The organism is Noviherbaspirillum phoenicis, assembly GCF_047237965.1.
Taxonomy (GTDB): domain Bacteria; phylum Pseudomonadota; class Gammaproteobacteria; order Burkholderiales; family Burkholderiaceae_D; genus Noviherbaspirillum_A.
The window spans coordinates 1,379,268-1,398,211 of record NZ_JBDFLX010000001.1 but is presented as its reverse complement, the minus strand read 5'-3'; the positions used below and the strand labels follow the sequence as shown (position 1 = coordinate 1,398,211).

The window sequence follows — 18,944 nt, the reverse complement described above, 5'->3', positions numbered from 1 at the left end:
GAAAACTATGTTTGAACGCATCATACGTTTTGCAATTGAACACCGCTGGCTGGTACTCCTGGCCGTCCTTGGTATGGCCGGCTACGGTGTCTATAGCTACCAAAAGCTCCCCATTGACGCTGTGCCAGACATCACCAACGTTCAGGTACAGATAAATACGTCGGCTCCAGGTTATTCGCCACTAGAAACCGAGCAGCGCGTCACCTATCCGCTTGAAACAGTCATGTCCGGTCTTCCAAATCTGGAGCAGACCCGGTCGCTGTCCCGTTATGGCTTGTCGCAAATTACGGTCATTTTCAAAGACGGCACAGACACCTACTTTGCCCGCCAACTGGTCAACGAACGGCTACAGGAGGCACGAAGCAGGCTACCGGCAGGTATCTCACCGTCAATGGGACCTATCTCCACTGGCCTAGGTGAAATTTACCTATGGACGGTCGAGGCAAAGGAAGGAGCAAAAAAACCAGACGGTTTGCCTTATACACCAACCGACCTACGGGAGGTGCAGGATTGGATTATCAAGCCTCAATTACGTAATGTATCGGGGGTCACCGAAATCAATTCGATCGGTGGCTATTCCAAAGAATTTTTGGTCGCTCCATCTCCACAAAAGCTGGCCTCTTTTGGGTTGTCTTTACAAAGCATCGTCACTGCTTTGGACAAAAACAATGGCAACGTCGGAGCCGGTTACATCGAGCGTCGAGGTGAGCAATATTTGATCCGTGCACCGGGGCAGGTACGCTCTCTGGAAGACATCCGGAATATTGTCCTTAGCAATTTCAAAGGTGTACCGGTACGAATCCGGGATGTTGCTGACGTGGATATTGGTAGAGAGTTGCGAACCGGTGCCGCAACCGAGAATGGTCGGGAGGTTGTGCTCGGGACCGTTTTTATGCTGCTCGGAGAGAACAGCCGTAAGGTATCTCAAGCGGTTGACAAAAAAATGGCGGAGATTAATAGGTCTCTACCTGAAGGTATTGAAGCCATAACCGTGTATGACCGGACTGTCCTGGTTGACAAAGCGATTCATACGGTTAAAAAGAATTTGGCTGAAGGTGCGGTGCTGGTCATTGTCGTTTTGTTTCTCTTCCTCGGCAACATTCGAGCCGCTCTGATTACAGCAGCCGTGATTCCTCTCGCAATGCTATTCACGTTCACCGGAATGGTGGCAAATCACGTCAGTGCCAACCTGCTCAGCCTCGGCGCATTGGACTTTGGAATTATTATCGATGGTGCAGTCGTCATCGTAGAAAACTGTGTCAGACGACTTGCGCATGCCCAAGCCCATCATCAGCGGCCACTAACGCTTACTGAGCGCTTTCATGAAGTGTTTGCTGCCTCACAGGAGGCACGCCGCCCTCTGTTGTTTGGCCAATTAATCATCATGATTGTCTACCTGCCGATCTTTGCGCTGACGGGGGTGGAGGGCAAGATGTTTCATCCAATGGCATTCACCGTAGTCATCGCACTTCTCGGTGCAATGATTTTGTCAGTCACCTTCATACCCGCAGCCGTGGCTCTCTTTATCGGTAAAAAAGTCGCCGAAAAAGAGAACAGGATGATGCTCTTTGCGAAGCGTCGTTATGACTCATTGCTGACACGTGCAATGGTCAACAAGCCGGTCGTCATGACCTTTGCCGTAGTGATGATTGTGCTTTCTGTTTTGATCGGCACACGACTTGGTAGTGAGTTCGTTCCTAGCTTGAATGAAGGCGATCTGGCGATCCAGGCATTGCGTATTCCAGGAACCAGCTTGACGCAATCGGTCGCCATGCAGCAACAAATTGAGCGGAGGCTAAAGGCCAAATTTCCTGAAATTGACCGTGTTTTCGCACGCACCGGCACTGCTGAAGTCGCCTCCGATCCGATGCCGCCGAATATTTCGGACGGCTACATTATGATTAAGCCCGAAGATACGTGGCCCGAGCCAAAGAAGACGCATGGTGAACTCATAAGCGCAATACAAGGCGAGGTAGCGAAAATCCCCGGCAACAATTATGAGTTCAGCCAGCCAATTCAGTTACGCTTTAATGAACTAATTTCGGGCGTTCGTAGTGACGTTGCAGTGAAGGTATTTGGTGATGACACTGATGTACTAAACGACACGGCGGCAAAGATCTCGGCTGTGCTGCAAAAAGTGCCGGGTGCGACGGAAGTTAAAACTGAACAAACTACTGGCCTGCCTATGCTGACCATCAATATCGACCGGGAAAAGACGGCTCGCTATGGGTTCAACGTCAACGACGTGCAGGAAGTCGTCGCAACGGCAACTGGTGGTCGGGAAGCGGGAACGCTCTTTCAGGGCGATCGTCGGTTCGACATTGTCGTGCGTCTGCCGGAAAACTTGCGTACTGATCTGGAAGCTTTGAAGCGGCTGCCGTTACCGCTGCCATCGACGTCAGACGTTACTACACGCACCAATTACATTCCTCTGGGTGAAGTCGCGAGTCTGGAACTGGCTCCTGGACCAAACCAGATTAGTCGTGAAAATGGCAAGCGTCGTATTGTGGTTAGCGCCAATGTACGAGGGAGAGATCTTGGCTCCTTTGTGGCAGAAGCCGAACAGCGTATTAACGAACAGGTCAAAGTTCCGGCAGGATACTGGACGGTGTGGGGAGGGCAGTACGAGAACCTTCAGTCCGCAACCAATCGATTGAAGATCGTCGTCCCAGTTTCCCTGCTTCTGGTCTTCGTGCTGCTGTTTGCGATGTTTAATAACATCAAGGATGGCTTACTGGTCTTTACCGGCATTCCCTTTGCGCTGACCGGCGGCATTGTCGCGCTCTGGTTGCGCGGCATACCGTTGTCAATATCGGCGGCGGTGGGCTTTATTGCATTGTCGGGTGTTGCGGTGCTCAACGGCTTGGTCATGATCTCCTTTATCCGTGGCCTACGGGAACAGGGTCAGTCGGTAAATGAGGCCGTTCATGAAGGGGCACTGACACGCTTGCGGCCGGTATTGATGACGGCGCTTGTTGCATCACTCGGATTTGTGCCGATGGCACTCGCCACTGGTACCGGTGCGGAAGTACAGCGCCCACTCGCTACGGTAGTTATTGGCGGCATTCTCTCCTCCACGTTTCTGACGCTGTTGGTTCTGCCTTTGCTTTATCAGATGGCTCACGGTCGTGATCCGGAGGATGTGGTTGAAGGGGTATCAGTGCCAAATGAAGGTAAGGAGGCCGTACCTTTTTGGAAGAAGAAGTTAGCCTGAAATAAACGGCATGAGCAGTCGTAGGCCGTGCTGGCGCGGCCTACGACTGCCAGACCATATTGGATTATTCCTCTCAAAGCGACTTACTGTCCTTGCTGTGCGAAGAGGTCTAGACGTTATCGATAAGGAGAAACTGATGGGCGCAGGACATTCACATTCACATGGGGTATCAGCAGGGCAGAACGAGCGGCCACTTTGGATAGCGTTGTTTATGACAACGGCTTTTCTGATCGCTGAACTTGTTGGCGGAATATTGACTAACAGCCTTGCGCTCATCTCGGATGCCGCTCACATGTTTACCGATACTGCTGCACTGGCAATTTCGTTGACAGCTATCCGCATTGGCCGTAGAGATGCAGATAGCCAACGTACTTTCGGCTATTACCGCTTCGAGATTCTGGCGGCAGCGTTCAACGCAGTCCTTCTTTTCCTTGTTGCGCTGTACATCTTGTTTGAGGCCTATCAGCGGCTCAAAAATCCGCCAGAAATTCAGTCCGGTGTCATGTTGATCATTGCGGCGCTCGGCCTTGTAATCAACTTGATCAGCATGCGCCTGCTTAGCGCAGGCAAAGACTCCAGCCTCAATGTCAAAGGCGCTTACCTTGAAGTCTGGAGCGATATGCTGGGATCTGTCGGCGTCATCCTTGGGGCATTAATCATTCGATATACCGGGTGGGCATGGGTTGATTCTGCTGTGGCAGTCGGCATTGGCTTATGGGTTTTGCCCCGCACATGGACCCTGTTAAAGGCCAGCATGCATGTGCTGTTGGAAGGTGTCCCAGAGGATGTTGACGTTGCTGAAGTGAGGGCCGCTATCCTGACTCTGCCTGGCGTAGCCAGCATCCACGACCTTCATGTCTGGTCCATTACAAGCGGAAAGTCCAGCCTGACTGTTCATGTCGTGCTCAGTGATGCTGCCCACGACTGGCCGACGCTTTTAGCATCTATTCGAAAAATGCTCGCGGACGAATTCAAGATGCACCACACGACGGTTCAATTGGAAGAAACTCCCTGCGAACAAGATAGCAATACCCATGCTTTTGGCCCAACATCAGACACACATGGTGAGCACAGTCACCATTCTCACTAAATCATGAGCCCACTGTTCAACAGCGGTGGAGGGCAGATGGAGAACATTCCGCCTCCATTTGCTGTGTATCCGCTCGGTTTCCACGATTCAAAAAAAATGGGGCGGCAGGCTGCATCGACCTGCTGCCGTATTAGTAGTGCAATCGATGTAGTTGCAATTTAATCAATCCTATTGAAAGGAATAATGATGGCTACGACTGAAAAACAAGTAGGTCTACAAGCATGTATTGAAGCATGCGAGGAAGCTTTGCACGCGTGTCAGGAATGTGCGGCGGCGGACATACGGGAAGGCGGTGACGCACAGTGTGCACTCATTAACTTGGATTGCGCCGATATGTGTGAAGCCACGCTAAAAGCGCTCGCACGTGGCTCAGAACACCACGGGGACTTTTGTGCGGTATGTGCTCATCTTTGCCGTGTTTGTGCCCAAGCTTGCGCAGCACATGCTGATAAGCATGCTCACTGCAAAAGGTGCCAAGAAGCGTGCGAAGCATGCGCAACGGCTTGTGATCAACACGCAAGCGAGCGGGATTTATGAGGCGACACCAGTGGTCTTTCGCTCAACAAATCATAATCTAACGAAGGCATAGAGTTCAGTTAGCAAAAAGTGGTGGCAGCAGAAATCTTGCCATCACTTTTTGCCTGATTATCCAGCATAGCCGTCGTCAGGAGACTCTAACGAGATCATCGCCTATAGCCATTTCGATCATTATTTTTCTCACTGGCTGCACGTCAAGGGAAGAGCAAGCCGCTCGTGCTTCACGGGAAGTAGAAAGGCGAATTTTCGTTAAGTGCCTTGTCAGAAACGACAGTGCAGTACAGGAATTGGCTTAGCCTTGTTATGTTTTAACTGGGATGCCGGATGACCTACGTGGTAATTTATTAACGTCTGCGACAGAAACATTTCCTCGAAGAAGACGCAGCCCGTTAAACACGACAATAAGGCTCGCACCCATATCAGCAAATACGGCCATCCAGAGGGTGGCAGCGCCCAGAAGCGCCAACGCAAGAAACACTGCTTTGATGCTCAGAGCAATGACGATATTTTGTCGAAGAATCCGGGCAGCCTTGGCGCTTAACTGGATGAAGTGTGGAATTTTTCCTAAATCGTCATCCATCAGCGCTACGTCTGCTGTTTCCAGAGCAGTGTCGGTACCCGCCGCTCCCATTGCAAAACCGATGCTTGCCTTCGCCAGCGCCGGAGCATCGTTGATTCCATCACCCACCATGCCGACCGTTCCATGCTGTTCTATTGCGTCACTGACGACGGCAAGCTTGTCTTCAGGAAGCAGGTTCCCGCGTGCGTCATCAATGCCAACATTATCTGCAATTGCTCGTGCTGTAAGCGCATTGTCTCCTGTAAGCATCAGGGTGCGTACACCAAGAGCGTGCAATTCAGCGATTGCTTGTCGGCTGGTCTCCCGAACAGTATCGGCGACGGCGATGATGGCCAGTGGCGTATGTTCATTACAAATAACGACAGCCGTTTTTCCGTCTGCCTCGAAGTTATGCAAAGCAGCCTCTGTTTCTGTATTGCAAATTCCGAGTTCCTCGACTAGCCGGTGGTTTCCCAGATAGTACCATTGGTCGGCGATACGGCCTTTGACACCCCGCCCAGTGATGGCTTCGAAGTCGGTTACCTCGGCAAGATCGGGGGGGCGATTATTTGCTTTCCAATACGTTACTACAGCCGTAGAAACGGGATGATCTGATCGAGACGCCAGTGTTGCTGCCAAGCGTAGCCCAGAATTTGATTCAGCGGACAAAGGGAAAATGTCTGTTACGGTCGGCCGACCCAAGGTGATAGTGCCAGTTTTATCCAACGCCAAGACCTTGAGCTTATGTCCCTGCTCCAGATATACACCCCCCTTGATCAAAATCCCTGCCTTTGCTGCGGCGGCAAGACCACTGACGACAGTGACTGGTGTTGCGATCACCAAGGCACAAGGACACGCGATAACCAACAATACAAGCGCCTTGTAGATCCAGTCCATCCAAGGCAAGCCAAATGCCAGGGCAGGGACGACAGCAACAGCCAACGCCGCGAAAAAGACAATCGGCGTATAGAGGGAGGCGAACCGATCGACAAATCGTTGCGTCGGTGCCTTGCTTCCTTGGGCTTCCTCTACCGCACGGATAATGCGCGACAGGGTGGAATCGGTTTGTGCAGCCGAAACACGATAATCGAAGGAGCCAGTTTCATTGATTGTGCCAGCAAATACTTTGTCGCCTACGGATTTTAAAACAGGCATGCTTTCGCCTGTAATTGGCGCTTGATTGACCGATGATTGTCCACTTGTTAACTGGCCGTCAAGAGGGATACGCTCTCCAGGAGCGATCCTCACAGTCATTCCTACCTTTACCGACGACGCTCGCATTTCCTGCCACGATCCATCCGCCTGGAGGATGCTCGCGACGTCCGGTGTCAAAGCCATCAGTCCGCGAATCGCGTTGCGTGCACGGTCGAGCGACAGCGCTTCAATCATTTCAGCGATGGTGAATAACACCATGACCATCGCGGCTTCTGGCCACTGTTGAATGAGAATCGCGCCTGTGACGGCAATTGTCATGAGTGCATTGATATTGAGACTGCGATTGCTCAACGCAACCCAGCCCTTTTTATACGTTTCGGTGCCACTGATTACGATTGCAAACAGCGCCAATGCAATCACGGGCCAGGAATTTTCGTTCCCTGTAGTCCATGCGATAACCTCGGCTATTAGCGCCGCAACGCCGCCGACGGAAACCATCCACCACTTTTTACGCGAGATAATTGGTAAAGGCTCCTGCGTTGCAGCCTTATCTGCTGGCAAGTCATCAGTTTCAAGCACAGCCTGCATCCCAATAGATTCCAATGCCGATTGAATGGTTGCTGGGCGGTCCAGCGTGTGGTTGACAGTCAGTTTCCGTTGCATCAGGTTGAAATCGAGACTGGTGATGCCCTTGATCGGAGACAACTTATTCCGGATGAGGGCTTCCTCAGTTGGACAATCCATGTTTTGAATTGAAAATACCGCCTGCATCTCTCCCGCACCTGACGCCTTGCTCTCAACGATCGCATCCATACCCAGAGACGCCACAGCGCCAACGATCGCTTCCGGATCCGGAGAACGGTGATGCACGGTAAGCCGACGCTGCATCAGGTTGAAGTCAAGGCGATCGATACTAGGCATACTTGCAAGCTTTTTACGAATCAGACCTTCCTCTGTTGGGCAGTCCATTTTCTCAATGCGCATGACAAGTTGCTGGGATGACGGTAAGGCATCAACAGGTTCGTTTGCTGCCGCCGTTGGCGAGCAAGAACAGCAAGAATTGGTTGGTCTGGAAGTCATAATTTTCCTTGAGAAGCGTATATTGTCTATTAGAGACCCTGTAGTGGGTACAGGGTCAAGAGCGTTTATCAGTTGAAAGGAAAATTTATGAAAATCAATATGAAAATTGGTGAGTTAGCCACCCGCACTGGTTGCTTGGTGGAAACAGTCCGTTTTTATGAGAGAGAAGGGTTACTTCCTGCTGCAACAAGAACTTCGGCTAACTACCGGCTTTATAACGAGGTTCATGTTGAAAGACTTTTGTTCATTCGCCATTGTCGTTCGCTTGATATGACATTGGACGAAATACGTTCTTTGCTGACGTTCCGAGATGCTCCTGAAAGCGATTGCGGCGAGGTTAATCAAGTTTTAGATAAGCACATCACTCATGTAGCCGAACGGATTGGTGACTTAAAAGCGCTTCAGAAGCAATTGAAAGAATTACGTAGCCTTTGCAACACGAATCAGGCAAGTAAAGACTGCAAAATTCTTAAAAAGCTAACAGACATGGAAGAAGTAATTCCGAGAAACCTTGGTATACACAGTGGTGGTTGCCATTAGCCATAGTGACACGGCCACATTGTTCTAAAGATTTTGTTACTAGCGGCAATGCATCGGTTGCAGATTAGAATTGGTGTGGTCCGAGCCTCATGCAGTTAACAAAATGAAACCCTTGATTCTTTGGCTGTATGTTTATACAGTATGCATACTGTTCTACTTTGGGTTGAATCATGAATCTGTGGAAGCTGGATAGTCAAACTATTTACTCGGCGGTCCCGAATGACTTCCCGCGTCCTGAAGCCCCGGATAATCCCCCTGTTTTTGCGGAAGGAAACTACTTTCCATGCTCACCAATCGACCTTTTTGAAACATGGCAGATATGTGTGGACTTGGCTTTTGACTTGTCAAAGGAATGTTTTGATCAGAAGTGGGTCCGTACCCCGCTATTGAGCGAAGGTGAGATCCTTCGATTCCAATTTGCCAAGTTGGCTCAATCAGGATGGGGAACAGATGAGCAAGTTATTTGGATTATTAAACGCGTTGCTCATATATTGAATTGGCAGTTGCCGACCGATATTGGAAGGGTAAGGAATATATAAATCTATACGTTATTAACCTGGGGAAAAATAAAAAGTTTCAGCATGCTATGCAAAGTGAATGTTGGGTTTTATGAGCTTTTGATCGGAATGCCTAGAACACATTTTCCGATAATGTGAACATTTATTGTTGAGCGCTTAAAACAGCCGACTTTGTAGTCGGCTGTTTTTCAGAATGTGAAATCAATTCTTCTCGTAGGAAATTTTTCTTACTGTCTTATCTCTATCCGCAGTTCATCTTCTACGCCAGCGTGGTGAAGCAACATACCGGCATAACTCACCTTTGAAGGATAAAAAAGCTTGGAAACCCATCAGACAGAGGGATATGATCGCAACGGCAGCATGAACCCGCATGCACGCCACCAAGGCTGCTGTCCCGGCTTTAATCGCGATAAGATCATATTGCTTGGGTATGCTCCATTTCCTTTCCGTTCGATGGTTTATCGAGTACCCGCGCCGGCAGCTTTGGGCTTTGTCACCCGCAGCAACCGCGCTGCTCCTGAATGGGCGGGCACTTGACCGAGCCATAGGAGCAATACACGCAGCAATCCCCGGCTTTCGGGCGCAAGAGGGTCTTGCAGTTGCTGCATTCGTAGTAGAACTGGCAGGAATCCGTTGGCATGATCTCCGGCTTGGCAAAGCCGCAGTGGGGACAGGTCAGTGTTGATTCAAGTGTAGCGATTGTCATACCAGTCACTTCCGAGGAGCAGAGGGGAACCCGGCATTGGTCGTTGCCTTGATCAGATCGGCAATGGTGGTCTTGTCGGTGTCATAGGTCACAGTTGCTACCTTAGTGCCGTAATCAACCTCGGCATCTTTGACGCCCGGCACATTGCCCAGCGCCTTCTTGACCGTAACGCTGCACAGTGAGCAGGTCATGTTCTGCAACTCAAGCGCTGTGGTGGCTGTTGCCGCAAAGGCGTTGGTGACGGGTAAGAGTCCTACGGCGATAAGTTTGGTGATAAAGCGCATGGAGCTTCCTTTACAAGAACAATGGGGCGACTGTGGGCACCAGCAGGAGGCAAAGCGCCAGTACAACTACGCCCCAGAAGATGATGCGCTGACGCTGCGCTATGACTGGCGTAGCGCACGCGGCACCGGGCGCACATGCCGCTCGGACCTGGTACAGCCGGCGATAGGCCAAGCCAAAGGCCAGAAGCGCGACACCGATGAAGATAGGGCGATACGGCTCCAGGGCAGTCAGATTGCTGACCCATGCCCCGCCAATGCCCAGCGCCAGCAACACCAGCGGCCCGACACAGCAGACCGACGCGCCAATTGCCGCCAACACTCCCGCTAGAAGCGGTCCCTTTGAGTTTAAATTTTCCATCCCGGACTCCGATTGCGCACGTTGAGGATAGTATATGTCCCGTACTTAGGTACGGAATCAAGCGATTTTTGAATAAAAACACAGATGGGAACATTGCAATGCTGACAATTGGGCAGGTAGCCAAACAAGCCAACGTGAATGTTGAGACAATCCGCTATTACCAACGCCGTGGGCTATTGCCCGAACCAGTAAAGCCCATTGGTGGGCATCGGCGGTATTCGGATGAAGATGTGAGCCGGCTACAGTTCATCAAGCGCGCCCAAGTGCTTGGCTTTACGTTGGAGGAAATCGAGAACCTGTTACGACTGGACCAAGCGGTCTGCTGCAAGAAGACGCACGATTTGGCCGTGCATAAATTGGCTATCATCGAAGGCAAGATTGCGGACCTGCTGAAGATGCGGGAAGTGCTGTCAGGATTAGTGAACCAGTGTGAAGCCGGAAACCGGGAGGGGGACTGCCCAATAATCCATTCTCTAGTACAAGGGCAGTAGTACATCGTTTCAACGGCGTTATTGACATCCACTCGAAGTCGAAAACGGTAGAAACGGCCCCCGTTGTAACTCACAAGCAGAGTTGGATTTGCGGTCCATGAGTCGACCGCCTCGATTGTTTCTGCCATGCGGTAGGAGTCGTCGGTCAGTGGTAGTGCAAAAGTAAAGTTCGGCTTTCGCGCTCACAGTCGGCTCCTGGCAGATCGCACAAGATCAAGCAGGGTGAAATTTCGATCAAATTTGACACCTGCTGTCAGATGAAGTCAAAGTTATTACCAATAAAAATATGAAAAAGCAGTTCACATAAGTTCTCACCTTGGATTTTGCGGGTTTTAGCAATCATTTCTGGCTAGTTTCCAACAAGCTGCCACAACAATAAGGATTTTGATCAGCCCTGTTCTGCGATTTTAGACTTGGTAAAAACCACTGGGCGACACTGCGCGGAGGTAAGCGATCATCTGGAACGTTACAGCCCTGATTCTCAAACCGGCTTGGCTATAAGTTGTTGTGGGCAGTGTAAGATAATAGAGGTTGCCTCATCCGATCGAGCGCTGCTCTGTTTTTTACTCTACCCCAAGTTAGGCAGAGCAACCGCGTAGGAGAAAAGGTGGTGCACTACCGGCACAGACGTCCTGTGCGGCGCACTCGTTAATATGTTTATTAAATTTTTAATATTATAAAACTGAGATTCTTTCAGAAGGCAGGGCATTTTTCTGCTTTCATAGAGAAAGCCTAAACACGCGATTAGAAAAAATCCTTCGGAACGAAAGATCTTCTTACCCCGCACTTTTTTGTGTCGCCTCGAATCATGTGTCGAACTATTGCGCTCTAAATCGGTAAGCAGTCCCAAACCTACAATGTACAAAAAAACACAAAAAAATGTAAATTCATTCTGAATAACTATTTGATTCTATTGAATAAACATTCCAACTTTGCATCACAGTTGCATCATATTTGCATCAGCTTCAGACGCATCATACGTCTGAAGCCCTGCCGACGATAAAACTAAAAGCACACAAAGTATTCTTGCCTCGACTGGGGATAAGTATCTCAGCATGCAAAAATATTCGTCAATTTACAGTAAAAAAATGAGTAAAAAAACTGAAGGGTTCTTTTCGATTGGACTTAAAGAGTGGCGCGAAGCCTGTGCACTTGGGCTAAACCCAGCCGTGGCATTCTTGGTCTTGGCTTGCGGGACTGATGGAAGTAATCGTGAAACCAACTGGTCTGCTAACTCTGTCGAGACGTATGGAGGAATAAAAAGCCAACGTGCCACAGTAGCAATTGCAATGCTTGTAGATGCGGGTCTTGTTAAAAGTGATGGAAACAATTCACGGCCCCACTATACGCTTACGATGTCAGAAGATGTTATCTGGCTGCCAAACAGCATAGTGAAAGGGTTGGTGGATCAGCGAGTAGGTGAACGGAAGAAGTCAGCAGTTAAAGCGATCCGTGAAGCGCAAGATGTTCAACTGCTACGCCTGTACGTAGAGCTTTATTATTCGCAGCATCTTGCTGCCAATGGTGGGCTCTCGCGGTCTGTATTTTATTTAGAATTTAACAAGACCAAACATGCTTCTTATGGCGAATTTGTTTTTTTGGGGTTTAGTCGGACGGCACACTACACTGCCTGGAAAAGCGAATTGGATTTTCTTCACGATGCTGACGTATTGAGTGGTGTAGCCGAGGAAGGCGGGAATCCGGCTGACGCCTTTTTTCCGAGGATGGATACCCTCCGCAGTCTTGGTTTACTAGAACTGTCAGCTTGTCTGTTCGAGTCAAACGGCAAAGATGCTGAAATTTTGTTCCCGGTGGATGGTCCTGAAAAAAGCGAGGCAGAGATCAAGCGTCTCGCAGACCAAGCGGCTGAGGCAGTTCTGCCAGATTGGAAATTAATAAATTCTGATTTTGATTATCTAGTCCCTGTGTATAGGCACCAAGAAAAAGCACAGCTTTATGGCATTTACCGGTTATTCCATCGCCCACATACTCAACTTACGAAGGCCTGGTGGGCCGACCTTCATGAAAAAATAACGAACGGGGTAGAGCAAATTAACAAGGTTTTGGCTTCTTAATCTAACGGTTTTAGGAAAGTTAGCTGATACAGTTCATCGGTGAAGTTGCGTCATGGAGGATGCCAACAAGGTTACGTCGGGTTGTCATGAGATGCACAAGCAGCGACCTTTCCTTATGTAACATTTCCCGTGAGTGCTGGTATGCATTGCATATGTTTCCAATAGTTTAAGATAAATCTAACTAAAATAATTTTAAGAAATATTTTGAAATGGGTCTTGAAAATCAACTTTCTGACATCAAGGTTTATCAAAGTAAGTCAAGGCTAAATCAATGCTAAATCAAGGCCTTTTCAAAGAGACATCAATGTCTGTACAAACACGTGCATTACCTGCTTTGGGTTTGCAGTAAAAAGGTGGCTACTGACATTCACCTGATTACTAGTTAAAAATCTATGTTGCATAGGTTGAATGCTTCGACGGACTGTAACGTGTGCCAGTGTCAACGTGCCGGTCGATACCGGAAAAGATCCTGTCAGCGGAAAACAGGGCAGAGGAAGCTACTGTCGAGTGCTTATATCGAAGCATGAGCCAGTGCAGAGTCATAGATTGAACAATTCTTGGTTCTGGTCGTAAGACTGCTTGACATTCCAATCGTTGGAAGGTCTATCTTCAAGGTACAAACTTTGGAGGTTTTATGGATGTTGCAGTTAAACCAAGTAGCCAGTTGAAAGAGCAAAGCTTCAAAATTGAAGGCATGACATGCGCGTCCTGCGTGGCTCGCGTTGAGAAAGCGTTAAAAGCGGTTCCGGGTGTCGACGCCGTAGCGGTAAATCTTGCGACGGAGAAGGCTACTGTACGTGCGGAATCCGGAACTGACTTCCAGACGTTGTCGTCGGCGGTTGAGAAAGCTGGCTATGACGTAGCTACTGATGACATCTCTTTATCCATTTCGGGGATGACTTGCGCATCGTGCGTGACAAGGGTTGAGAGGGCTCTCAAGAAGGTGCCTGGTGTAATTGACGCGTCGGTAAACCTAGCCACAGAAAAGGCGCAAATCAAAGCGGCTGGTGTTACGCCTGAGGTCTTAATTGGCGCAATCGAGAAGGCTGGATATGACGCCTTCATACCGATTGAAGGGGTGTCACAGAAAGACGGCGAAGCTAAGGCGATACTACCAACCTGGTGGCCAGTTGCACTTGCTGCCTTGTTTAGCATTCCGCTCGTTGTACCCATGCTTGGCATGCCCTTTGGTTATGACTGGGCACTGCCAGGTTGGCTTCAATGGGTGCTGGCCACTCCAGTGCAGTTCTGGTTAGGAGCGAGATTTTATAAAGCTGGCTGGAAGGCGCTGATGGCGCGGTCCGGGAATATGGACCTGCTAGTCGCTATTGGTACCAGCGCCGCTTATGGCTTGTCCGTTTACTTATTGTTTGCACACAGCACGGGAGGGATGCGTCACCTCTACTTTGAATCGTCGGCAGTCGTTATCACGCTTGTCCTCCTCGGCAAGTGGCTTGAGGCGCGTGCGAAGTATCAAACAGTAGCCGCACTTCGAGCGTTGGAGTCGCTGCGTCCTACCAAGGCGGTGGTACGTCGGGATGGTCAAGATGTGGAAGTGCAAATTGCACAAGTTCGCGTCAGGGATACTGTGATAGTACGCCCTGGAGAGCGCGTACCGGTGGACGGCGTTATCACTGAAGGAAGCAGCCATCTTGATGAGTCGTTACTGACGGGTGAGAGCCTGCCAGTGGCGAAAACAATAGGGGACACAGTGACCGGTGGTGCTGTCAATGCAAATGGGCTTCTGATACTGACTGCAACGGCTGTAGGAAGCGCCACAATGCTTTCGCAGATCATCCGGATGGTCGAGGATGCCCAAGCGGTCAAAGCGCCAATACAGCGCCTGGTGGACGCTGTGAGCGCTGTTTTCGTGCCGGTGGTCTTGCTTATATCTCTTGCCACGCTGGTAGGGTGGGGTTTGGTAACCGGCGATTGGCAGCAAGCACTGTTGAATGCTGTTGCGGTGCAGGTCATCGCATGCCCTTGTGCGCTTGGATTGGCTACGCCGACATCGATCATGGCAGGCACGGGAGTCGCCGCTAAATATGGCATTTTGATCAAGGACGCTGAGGCGCTTGAAAGCGCACATGCCATCAACGTCGTTGTATTTGACAAGACGGGCACGCTCACCGAAGGAAAGCCGGCTGTGGTGGCTATTGAAGCTGCTACACAGCCAACAGAGCGCATTTTGGAATTGGCGAGAGCAGTACAGCAGTACAGTGATCATCCGCTGGCAAAAGCCGTCGAGAACGAAGCTGTTAGCCGAGGCGTGGTATTAAAAGCTGGCTCCGACGCGAAAGCTCTCCCAGGGCGCGGTGTTCAAGCGAACATCGATGGCGCAACGATCTATCTCGGTAATAAGAGAATGCTGGACGAAATCGGCTTGACGGTGAGAGGGATGGAAGACATCGCGGCAAAGCATGAAAAAGCAGGGCGCACAGTCTCTTGGCTGGCGGTCAGATCGGCAGGGTCCTTGGAATTGGCCGGCTTGATCGCGTTTGGTGACACTTTGAAACCATCAGCAAAGTCCGCTGTTCAACGTCTACATGACATCGGTGTCTCATCGGTCATGCTGACCGGCGACAACGCAGGTAGCGCCAAGGCCATTGCATCGCAGGTTGGGATTACAAATTTCAGATCTGAGGTGCTTCCCGCTGATAAAGCACAGGTTGTAGGTGAGCTTAAACAGGGAGGCAAAACAGTTGCGATGGTTGGCGACGGCATCAACGACGCCCCTGCGCTGGCTTCGGCTGATGTCGGAATTGCTATGTCGACTGGAACGGACGTGGCTATGCATACGGCAGGGATTACGCTTATGCGGGGTGACCCCACTCTGGTTGCGGACGCGATCGAAATATCAAAACGCACCTATCGAAAAATTCAGCAGAATCTAGGATGGGCATTCATCTACAACGTGGTTGGCATACCGTTGGCAGCACTGGGATATCTCAACCCTATTGTTGCTGGAGCGGCAATGGCCCTTAGCAGTGTGAGTGTTGTATCAAATTCGCTGCTTTTGCGCCGCTGGAAGCCATCAGAGAATACAGAGAGGAAGATATGAACATTGGACAGGCTGCTGAGGTTTCTGGCATGAACGCGAAAATGATCCGATACTACGAAAGTATCGGTCTTGTTTCCGAAGCTAGCCGAACAGCGTCTGGGTATCGCCAATACACAGAGAAGGACATTCAGGTACTTCGTTTCATCAAGCGCTCCAGAGACCTCGGCTTCTCCATCGAGCGCATCAAGACCTTGCTCGGTCTCTGGGATGATCGAGGTCGTAAGAGCGCTGATGTGAAAAAACTGGCCCGGCAATACATTGAGGAGCTTGATCAGGATATTCAGAAACTCCAGTCAATTCGTGACCAGTTAGAGCACCTGGCGAGCAATTGCCGGGGAGACCACCGACCTGATTGTCCAATTCTGGATGACCTGGCTATCGAGCATCGCCACTATTAGAGTTGTTGTTGGCGCAAAAGTAACCATTTAGTGCCATTCAAACGGATACGAAACGTAATAGAATTCGGCTGAGCACGGGAAACATCTGTTATTTTTATATAAATCGCCGGGGAAATCGTTTTTACCGAAAAGTGGTTGCTTATCTGCCATAATTAGATATGGCCATTTGCTGACTATAAAGGGGCTTGCAAAGCAGTAGCTAAATCCCAAGGCGGGCATGGTAACTTTTGGAGGTACATATGTGCCTTATAAAGGAAGTGCTCAACGAGGTTTGCTCTTGGGAATGGTTTCCCGGTATTGGGGCTTCATACAAATGGTTCTTGAATGATTTCCATGATAATTTCTTAGTTAAAAGCAGAAACGATGAATTACTTTTACTTCTCGAAAATTAATAAGCAGCCCAGTTCTTTGAATGGCCAGAGTCGTTCGCAGCGTGCTGTGCCTGTACTCAGCAAGCAGGAAGAAGACTTTCTTTTTAGAATCGGCGAAGGCAATCATTTTTCCTTGGAAAAAGCGGTAGAGCTTTATTTTTCTCACTCTCTGGTTCCTCACCAGGCTGAACAATCTTAGCCTAAATGACAAAAGTCACTCTTACCAGCCAGCTTCGGTAATCGGAGGGAGCGGGCAGGCAATCCAGCCGCGCCAGTGTCCTGGGACGATCAGAACCTTCCATTTTAGCTGTATGAGTCGGCCTTTGGCCTCATACCCATCCCAAGGTTGAACGAATCGAAGAACACCGTAGTTGGGCTAGCTTTTCCTTATCCTCTGGATCGTTATGAGCTGTGATTGGTATCACAGGCTGAGACTGCGTATACATGTACCAGGTCAGTGGGTGAACTGGTCAGGGCGCTCCAAGAAGTTCGGGAGTCTTCCACGCTCGTAGGCATCTGAAGGTTGGTAGCAATTTCGTTTAGCACTCTACCCATAAATTCATGGCGTTGTTACCTTGCTTTGGCTTTGCGGTATTGAAACCACTGATGCAAAACCCCCACCCGACGTACGGAAGTTAGTTGTCTGGCCTTGATACGTGCGAGCAGCGAGTAACTGAACGCGTCCTTGATATACATAATTGCGGATATCTACTTTAAATGGACCGTTTGCGTCGCCATAATTTATGTGCCTCTCGCTCGGCGAAACAAAATGTTGAGCAACGTAATCGCCAGCCAAAATATCGTTCCAAGCACGTTTGGTAAGTTTGTCGCCGCGATAAACGGCCTTGCCTGCGAACCCTGAAACCGGTTTGAAAAATAGTTTGCGACGCGCCTGCCAGAGACGGCTCGCATTACCGGGTGTTACAGTTTCAGTTTTCGGAATACCCGTTGCAAGAATATCGATCCAAGAAGCCGCGATACCAAACGAACGTAAAGAATCTGGGTCGGAAAGAATTGCGAGATTGCGTTTGTTGGCGTACAGCGCATGTGCACGAGGGTGCGGCGTTACCACTAAGGCGTCAGCAAAATAAGCGTCGCGCAGGACAGTGCACTCCGGCTCATCAAAGTAAAAGTCAGTCAGGCGGTTATAAACGAGATCAAGCCGTTTACCTCGGCAGACAACTATTCCGTTTTTGAACTCTAGTTCTTTTAAATCGGCAATTACGACGCTGATGCCATACTTCTCCAGCAAACCCTGAAACAACAGAAATTCAGGATACAAATACTGCTGTACTGGATTGTTGTCGACGATGGCAACCGTTCGAAGTGGAAAATTCCGAGAAGCGAGATCCCACTCGCATAAGAACATGTCAACGAACGCTTGGTCGGAAAAACGGCGCTGAGGCAGCGGCGGTACCATCGTTTGCACTGGCGTACACAATGCACGCTGGGCTCTTATGAGAGCGCTATTTAAAAGTGCTCCACCCGCATTCGTATTGATTTCGATAAGTTTTGGTCCATCCGCTGCCAGATGAAAGTCGTAGCCGAAGAAAACACCTTGGGCCTTCGCCTTATGGTGTGCAATTTCTGGCGCATCACTGAGTACATGCTGGCGGTATGCAGGCACGCCGACGACATGCTCGACAGCCCCGATGATGGCCGTCATCTTTTTAACATCGCTTGAATTTACAAAAACAGGGTGGGCCGAAAAAAGGCCTGGCCGGTCTTCCTGAAGCTTTTCCAATGCATCGGGCGTGAAGGCATTATCTTTCAATTCTCGGATTAGTGCATCACGATCGACGCCCCCACAAAAACAACTTTTATTGAGTTGGTCGACGGCAGAGGGAGTAGAGTCAGACGCTACTTCACAATTAGCTAGCATATTGACTTGTAGGCCGAGAAATCGAGAGCCGGAGCAGACAAATGCAACACTTGGTAAATCTGTGCATCCACCGGTAGTGCATCTGGTAGCGCCGTCCATAGTGCAAACCGAATGATTTCCCATGTTGCAGGATCAAGTCCAATGTAGCTAGAGTGATGGTTTGGAAGTTCAGTCCACCGGCGGTGCTGGGCATACTCGATACGACGAACTTCCGCAAATTCTGCATCTGCAGGCACGCTTACCGTTTCCTTGGTAGCAAGCAGTGGAGTGGCCGTTTTAGCCAAACCCGTGGAAAAATACACGGGTATCCAAGATTTGATCGTCGGACGCCCAAATGCCTGCGTTAGTGCTGAGAATTTATCACTCGCGATAAATGCGGTCATCGCCTGCGGATAGTTCCAAATGTAAAAAGGGGCGTAAGTGTTCTGCTGTACTGCGCCTTTTCCCTTTTCCGAAATAAGAAACGCTTTTTCAAACAGTCCTTCAAGTTTGTCAAACTGAGCACCTCGCTCCATAACGCGTGCTCGAATTGTGGTCATGTCATAATCATCGGGATAGGTAAATATGTATTGCATCGCTAACATATGCTGTTCCTTAAATTATCTGTTTGCCTCAGTGTTTTCCA

General features: G+C 49.7%; 16 protein-coding genes. 10 read left to right on the top strand and 6 right to left on the bottom strand.

All coding sequences use genetic code 11. From position 1 onward, the window contains the following. The first annotated feature begins 7 nt into the window (after positions 1 to 7). The 3 genes from ABC383_RS06315 to ABC383_RS28230 all read left to right on the top strand — a co-directional run bounded on the left by ABC383_RS06315 (position 8) and on the right by ABC383_RS28230 (position 4,841). The gene (locus ABC383_RS06315; RefSeq protein WP_413012514.1) at positions 8 to 3,214 is read left to right on the top strand and encodes a CusA/CzcA family heavy metal efflux RND transporter; all 3,207 of its coding nucleotides are present in this window, start codon (positions 8 to 10) and stop codon (positions 3,212 to 3,214) included. A gap of 136 nt (positions 3,215 to 3,350) precedes the next feature. After that, positions 3,351 to 4,304 carry a cation diffusion facilitator family transporter gene (locus ABC383_RS06310; protein WP_413012513.1) on the top strand — a complete coding sequence of 318 codons (954 nt, stop codon included), beginning with the start codon at positions 3,351 to 3,353 and terminating at the stop codon, positions 4,302 to 4,304. 183 nt (positions 4,305 to 4,487) lie between these two features. Then, positions 4,488 to 4,841, top strand: coding sequence for a four-helix bundle copper-binding protein (locus ABC383_RS28230; protein ID WP_487247471.1), 354 nt, complete (start codon positions 4,488 to 4,490; stop codon positions 4,839 to 4,841). A 301-nt stretch (positions 4,842 to 5,142) separates the two neighbouring features. On the opposite strand, the gene ABC383_RS06300 is transcribed toward ABC383_RS28230, so the two are convergent. Continuing rightward, positions 5,143 to 7,635, bottom strand: coding sequence for a heavy metal translocating P-type ATPase (locus ABC383_RS06300; protein WP_413012511.1), 2,493 nt, complete (start codon positions 7,633 to 7,635; stop codon positions 5,143 to 5,145). Positions 7,636 to 7,722: 87 nt separating this feature from the next. On the opposite strand from ABC383_RS06300, the gene cadR reads away from it, so the two are divergent. Next, positions 7,723 to 8,175 carry a Cd(II)/Pb(II)-responsive transcriptional regulator gene (cadR, locus tag ABC383_RS06295; protein WP_413012510.1) on the top strand — a complete coding sequence of 151 codons (453 nt, stop codon included), beginning with the start codon at positions 7,723 to 7,725 and terminating at the stop codon, positions 8,173 to 8,175. Between the two features lie 170 nt (positions 8,176 to 8,345). Then, entirely contained in the window at positions 8,346 to 8,714 is a 369-nt protein-coding gene (locus tag ABC383_RS06290; RefSeq protein WP_413012509.1) for a hypothetical protein, read from the top strand. A 472-nt stretch (positions 8,715 to 9,186) separates the two neighbouring features. Here ABC383_RS06290 and ABC383_RS06285 read toward each other — a convergent pair whose 3' ends face one another. From ABC383_RS06285 to ABC383_RS06275, 3 genes are read right to left on the bottom strand one after another with little or no spacing between them, the layout of a single operon-like run. Continuing rightward, positions 9,187 to 9,399, bottom strand: a complete 213-nt coding sequence (locus tag ABC383_RS06285) for a GDCCVxC domain-containing (seleno)protein (RefSeq protein ID WP_413012508.1) — start codon at positions 9,397 to 9,399, stop codon at positions 9,187 to 9,189. A 5-nt stretch (positions 9,400 to 9,404) separates the two neighbouring features. Then, entirely contained in the window at positions 9,405 to 9,683 is a 279-nt protein-coding gene (locus tag ABC383_RS06280) for a heavy-metal-associated domain-containing protein (protein WP_413012507.1), read from the bottom strand. A 10-nt stretch (positions 9,684 to 9,693) separates the two neighbouring features. Beyond that, positions 9,694 to 10,041 (bottom strand): mercuric transporter MerT family protein, encoded by a 348-nt coding sequence (locus ABC383_RS06275; RefSeq protein ID WP_413012506.1) that lies wholly within the window; start codon positions 10,039 to 10,041, stop codon positions 9,694 to 9,696. Between the two features lie 98 nt (positions 10,042 to 10,139). On the opposite strand from ABC383_RS06275, the gene merR reads away from it, so the two are divergent. The 5 genes from merR (at position 10,140) to ABC383_RS06250 (ending at position 16,636) form a co-directional block, all read left to right on the top strand. Beyond that, positions 10,140 to 10,532 carry a mercury resistance transcriptional regulator MerR gene (merR, locus tag ABC383_RS06270; RefSeq protein ID WP_413016255.1) on the top strand — a complete coding sequence of 131 codons (393 nt, stop codon included), beginning with the start codon at positions 10,140 to 10,142 and terminating at the stop codon, positions 10,530 to 10,532. A gap of 1,055 nt (positions 10,533 to 11,587) precedes the next feature. Beyond that, on the top strand, positions 11,588 to 12,607 hold the full coding sequence (locus tag ABC383_RS06265; protein WP_413012505.1) for a hypothetical protein: 1,020 nt from the start codon (positions 11,588 to 11,590) through the stop codon (positions 12,605 to 12,607). A gap of 634 nt (positions 12,608 to 13,241) precedes the next feature. Next, the gene (locus ABC383_RS06260; protein ID WP_413012504.1) at positions 13,242 to 15,668 is read left to right on the top strand and encodes a heavy metal translocating P-type ATPase; all 2,427 of its coding nucleotides are present in this window, start codon (positions 13,242 to 13,244) and stop codon (positions 15,666 to 15,668) included. Beyond that, positions 15,665 to 16,066: a Cu(I)-responsive transcriptional regulator gene (gene cueR / locus ABC383_RS06255; protein ID WP_413012503.1), complete on the top strand. Its 402-nt coding sequence runs from the start codon at positions 15,665 to 15,667 to the stop codon at positions 16,064 to 16,066. The genes ABC383_RS06260 and cueR overlap by 4 nt, the downstream gene beginning before the upstream one ends. A 363-nt stretch (positions 16,067 to 16,429) precedes the next feature. Then, positions 16,430 to 16,636: a hypothetical protein gene (locus ABC383_RS06250; protein ID WP_413012502.1), complete on the top strand. Its 207-nt coding sequence runs from the start codon at positions 16,430 to 16,432 to the stop codon at positions 16,634 to 16,636. 360 nt (positions 16,637 to 16,996) lie between these two features. On the opposite strand, the gene ABC383_RS06245 is transcribed toward ABC383_RS06250, so the two are convergent. Together ABC383_RS06245 and ABC383_RS06240 are read right to left on the bottom strand one after the other, a co-directional pair. Then, the gene (locus ABC383_RS06245; protein ID WP_413012501.1) at positions 16,997 to 18,211 is read right to left on the bottom strand and encodes an ATP-grasp domain-containing protein; all 1,215 of its coding nucleotides are present in this window, start codon (positions 18,209 to 18,211) and stop codon (positions 16,997 to 16,999) included. Between the two features lie 101 nt (positions 18,212 to 18,312). Continuing rightward, a complete protein-coding gene (locus ABC383_RS06240) occupies positions 18,313 to 18,903 on the bottom strand; it encodes a DUF4865 family protein (RefSeq protein ID WP_413012500.1) in 591 nt (196 codons plus the stop codon). Positions 18,904 to 18,944: the final 41 nt, after the last annotated feature.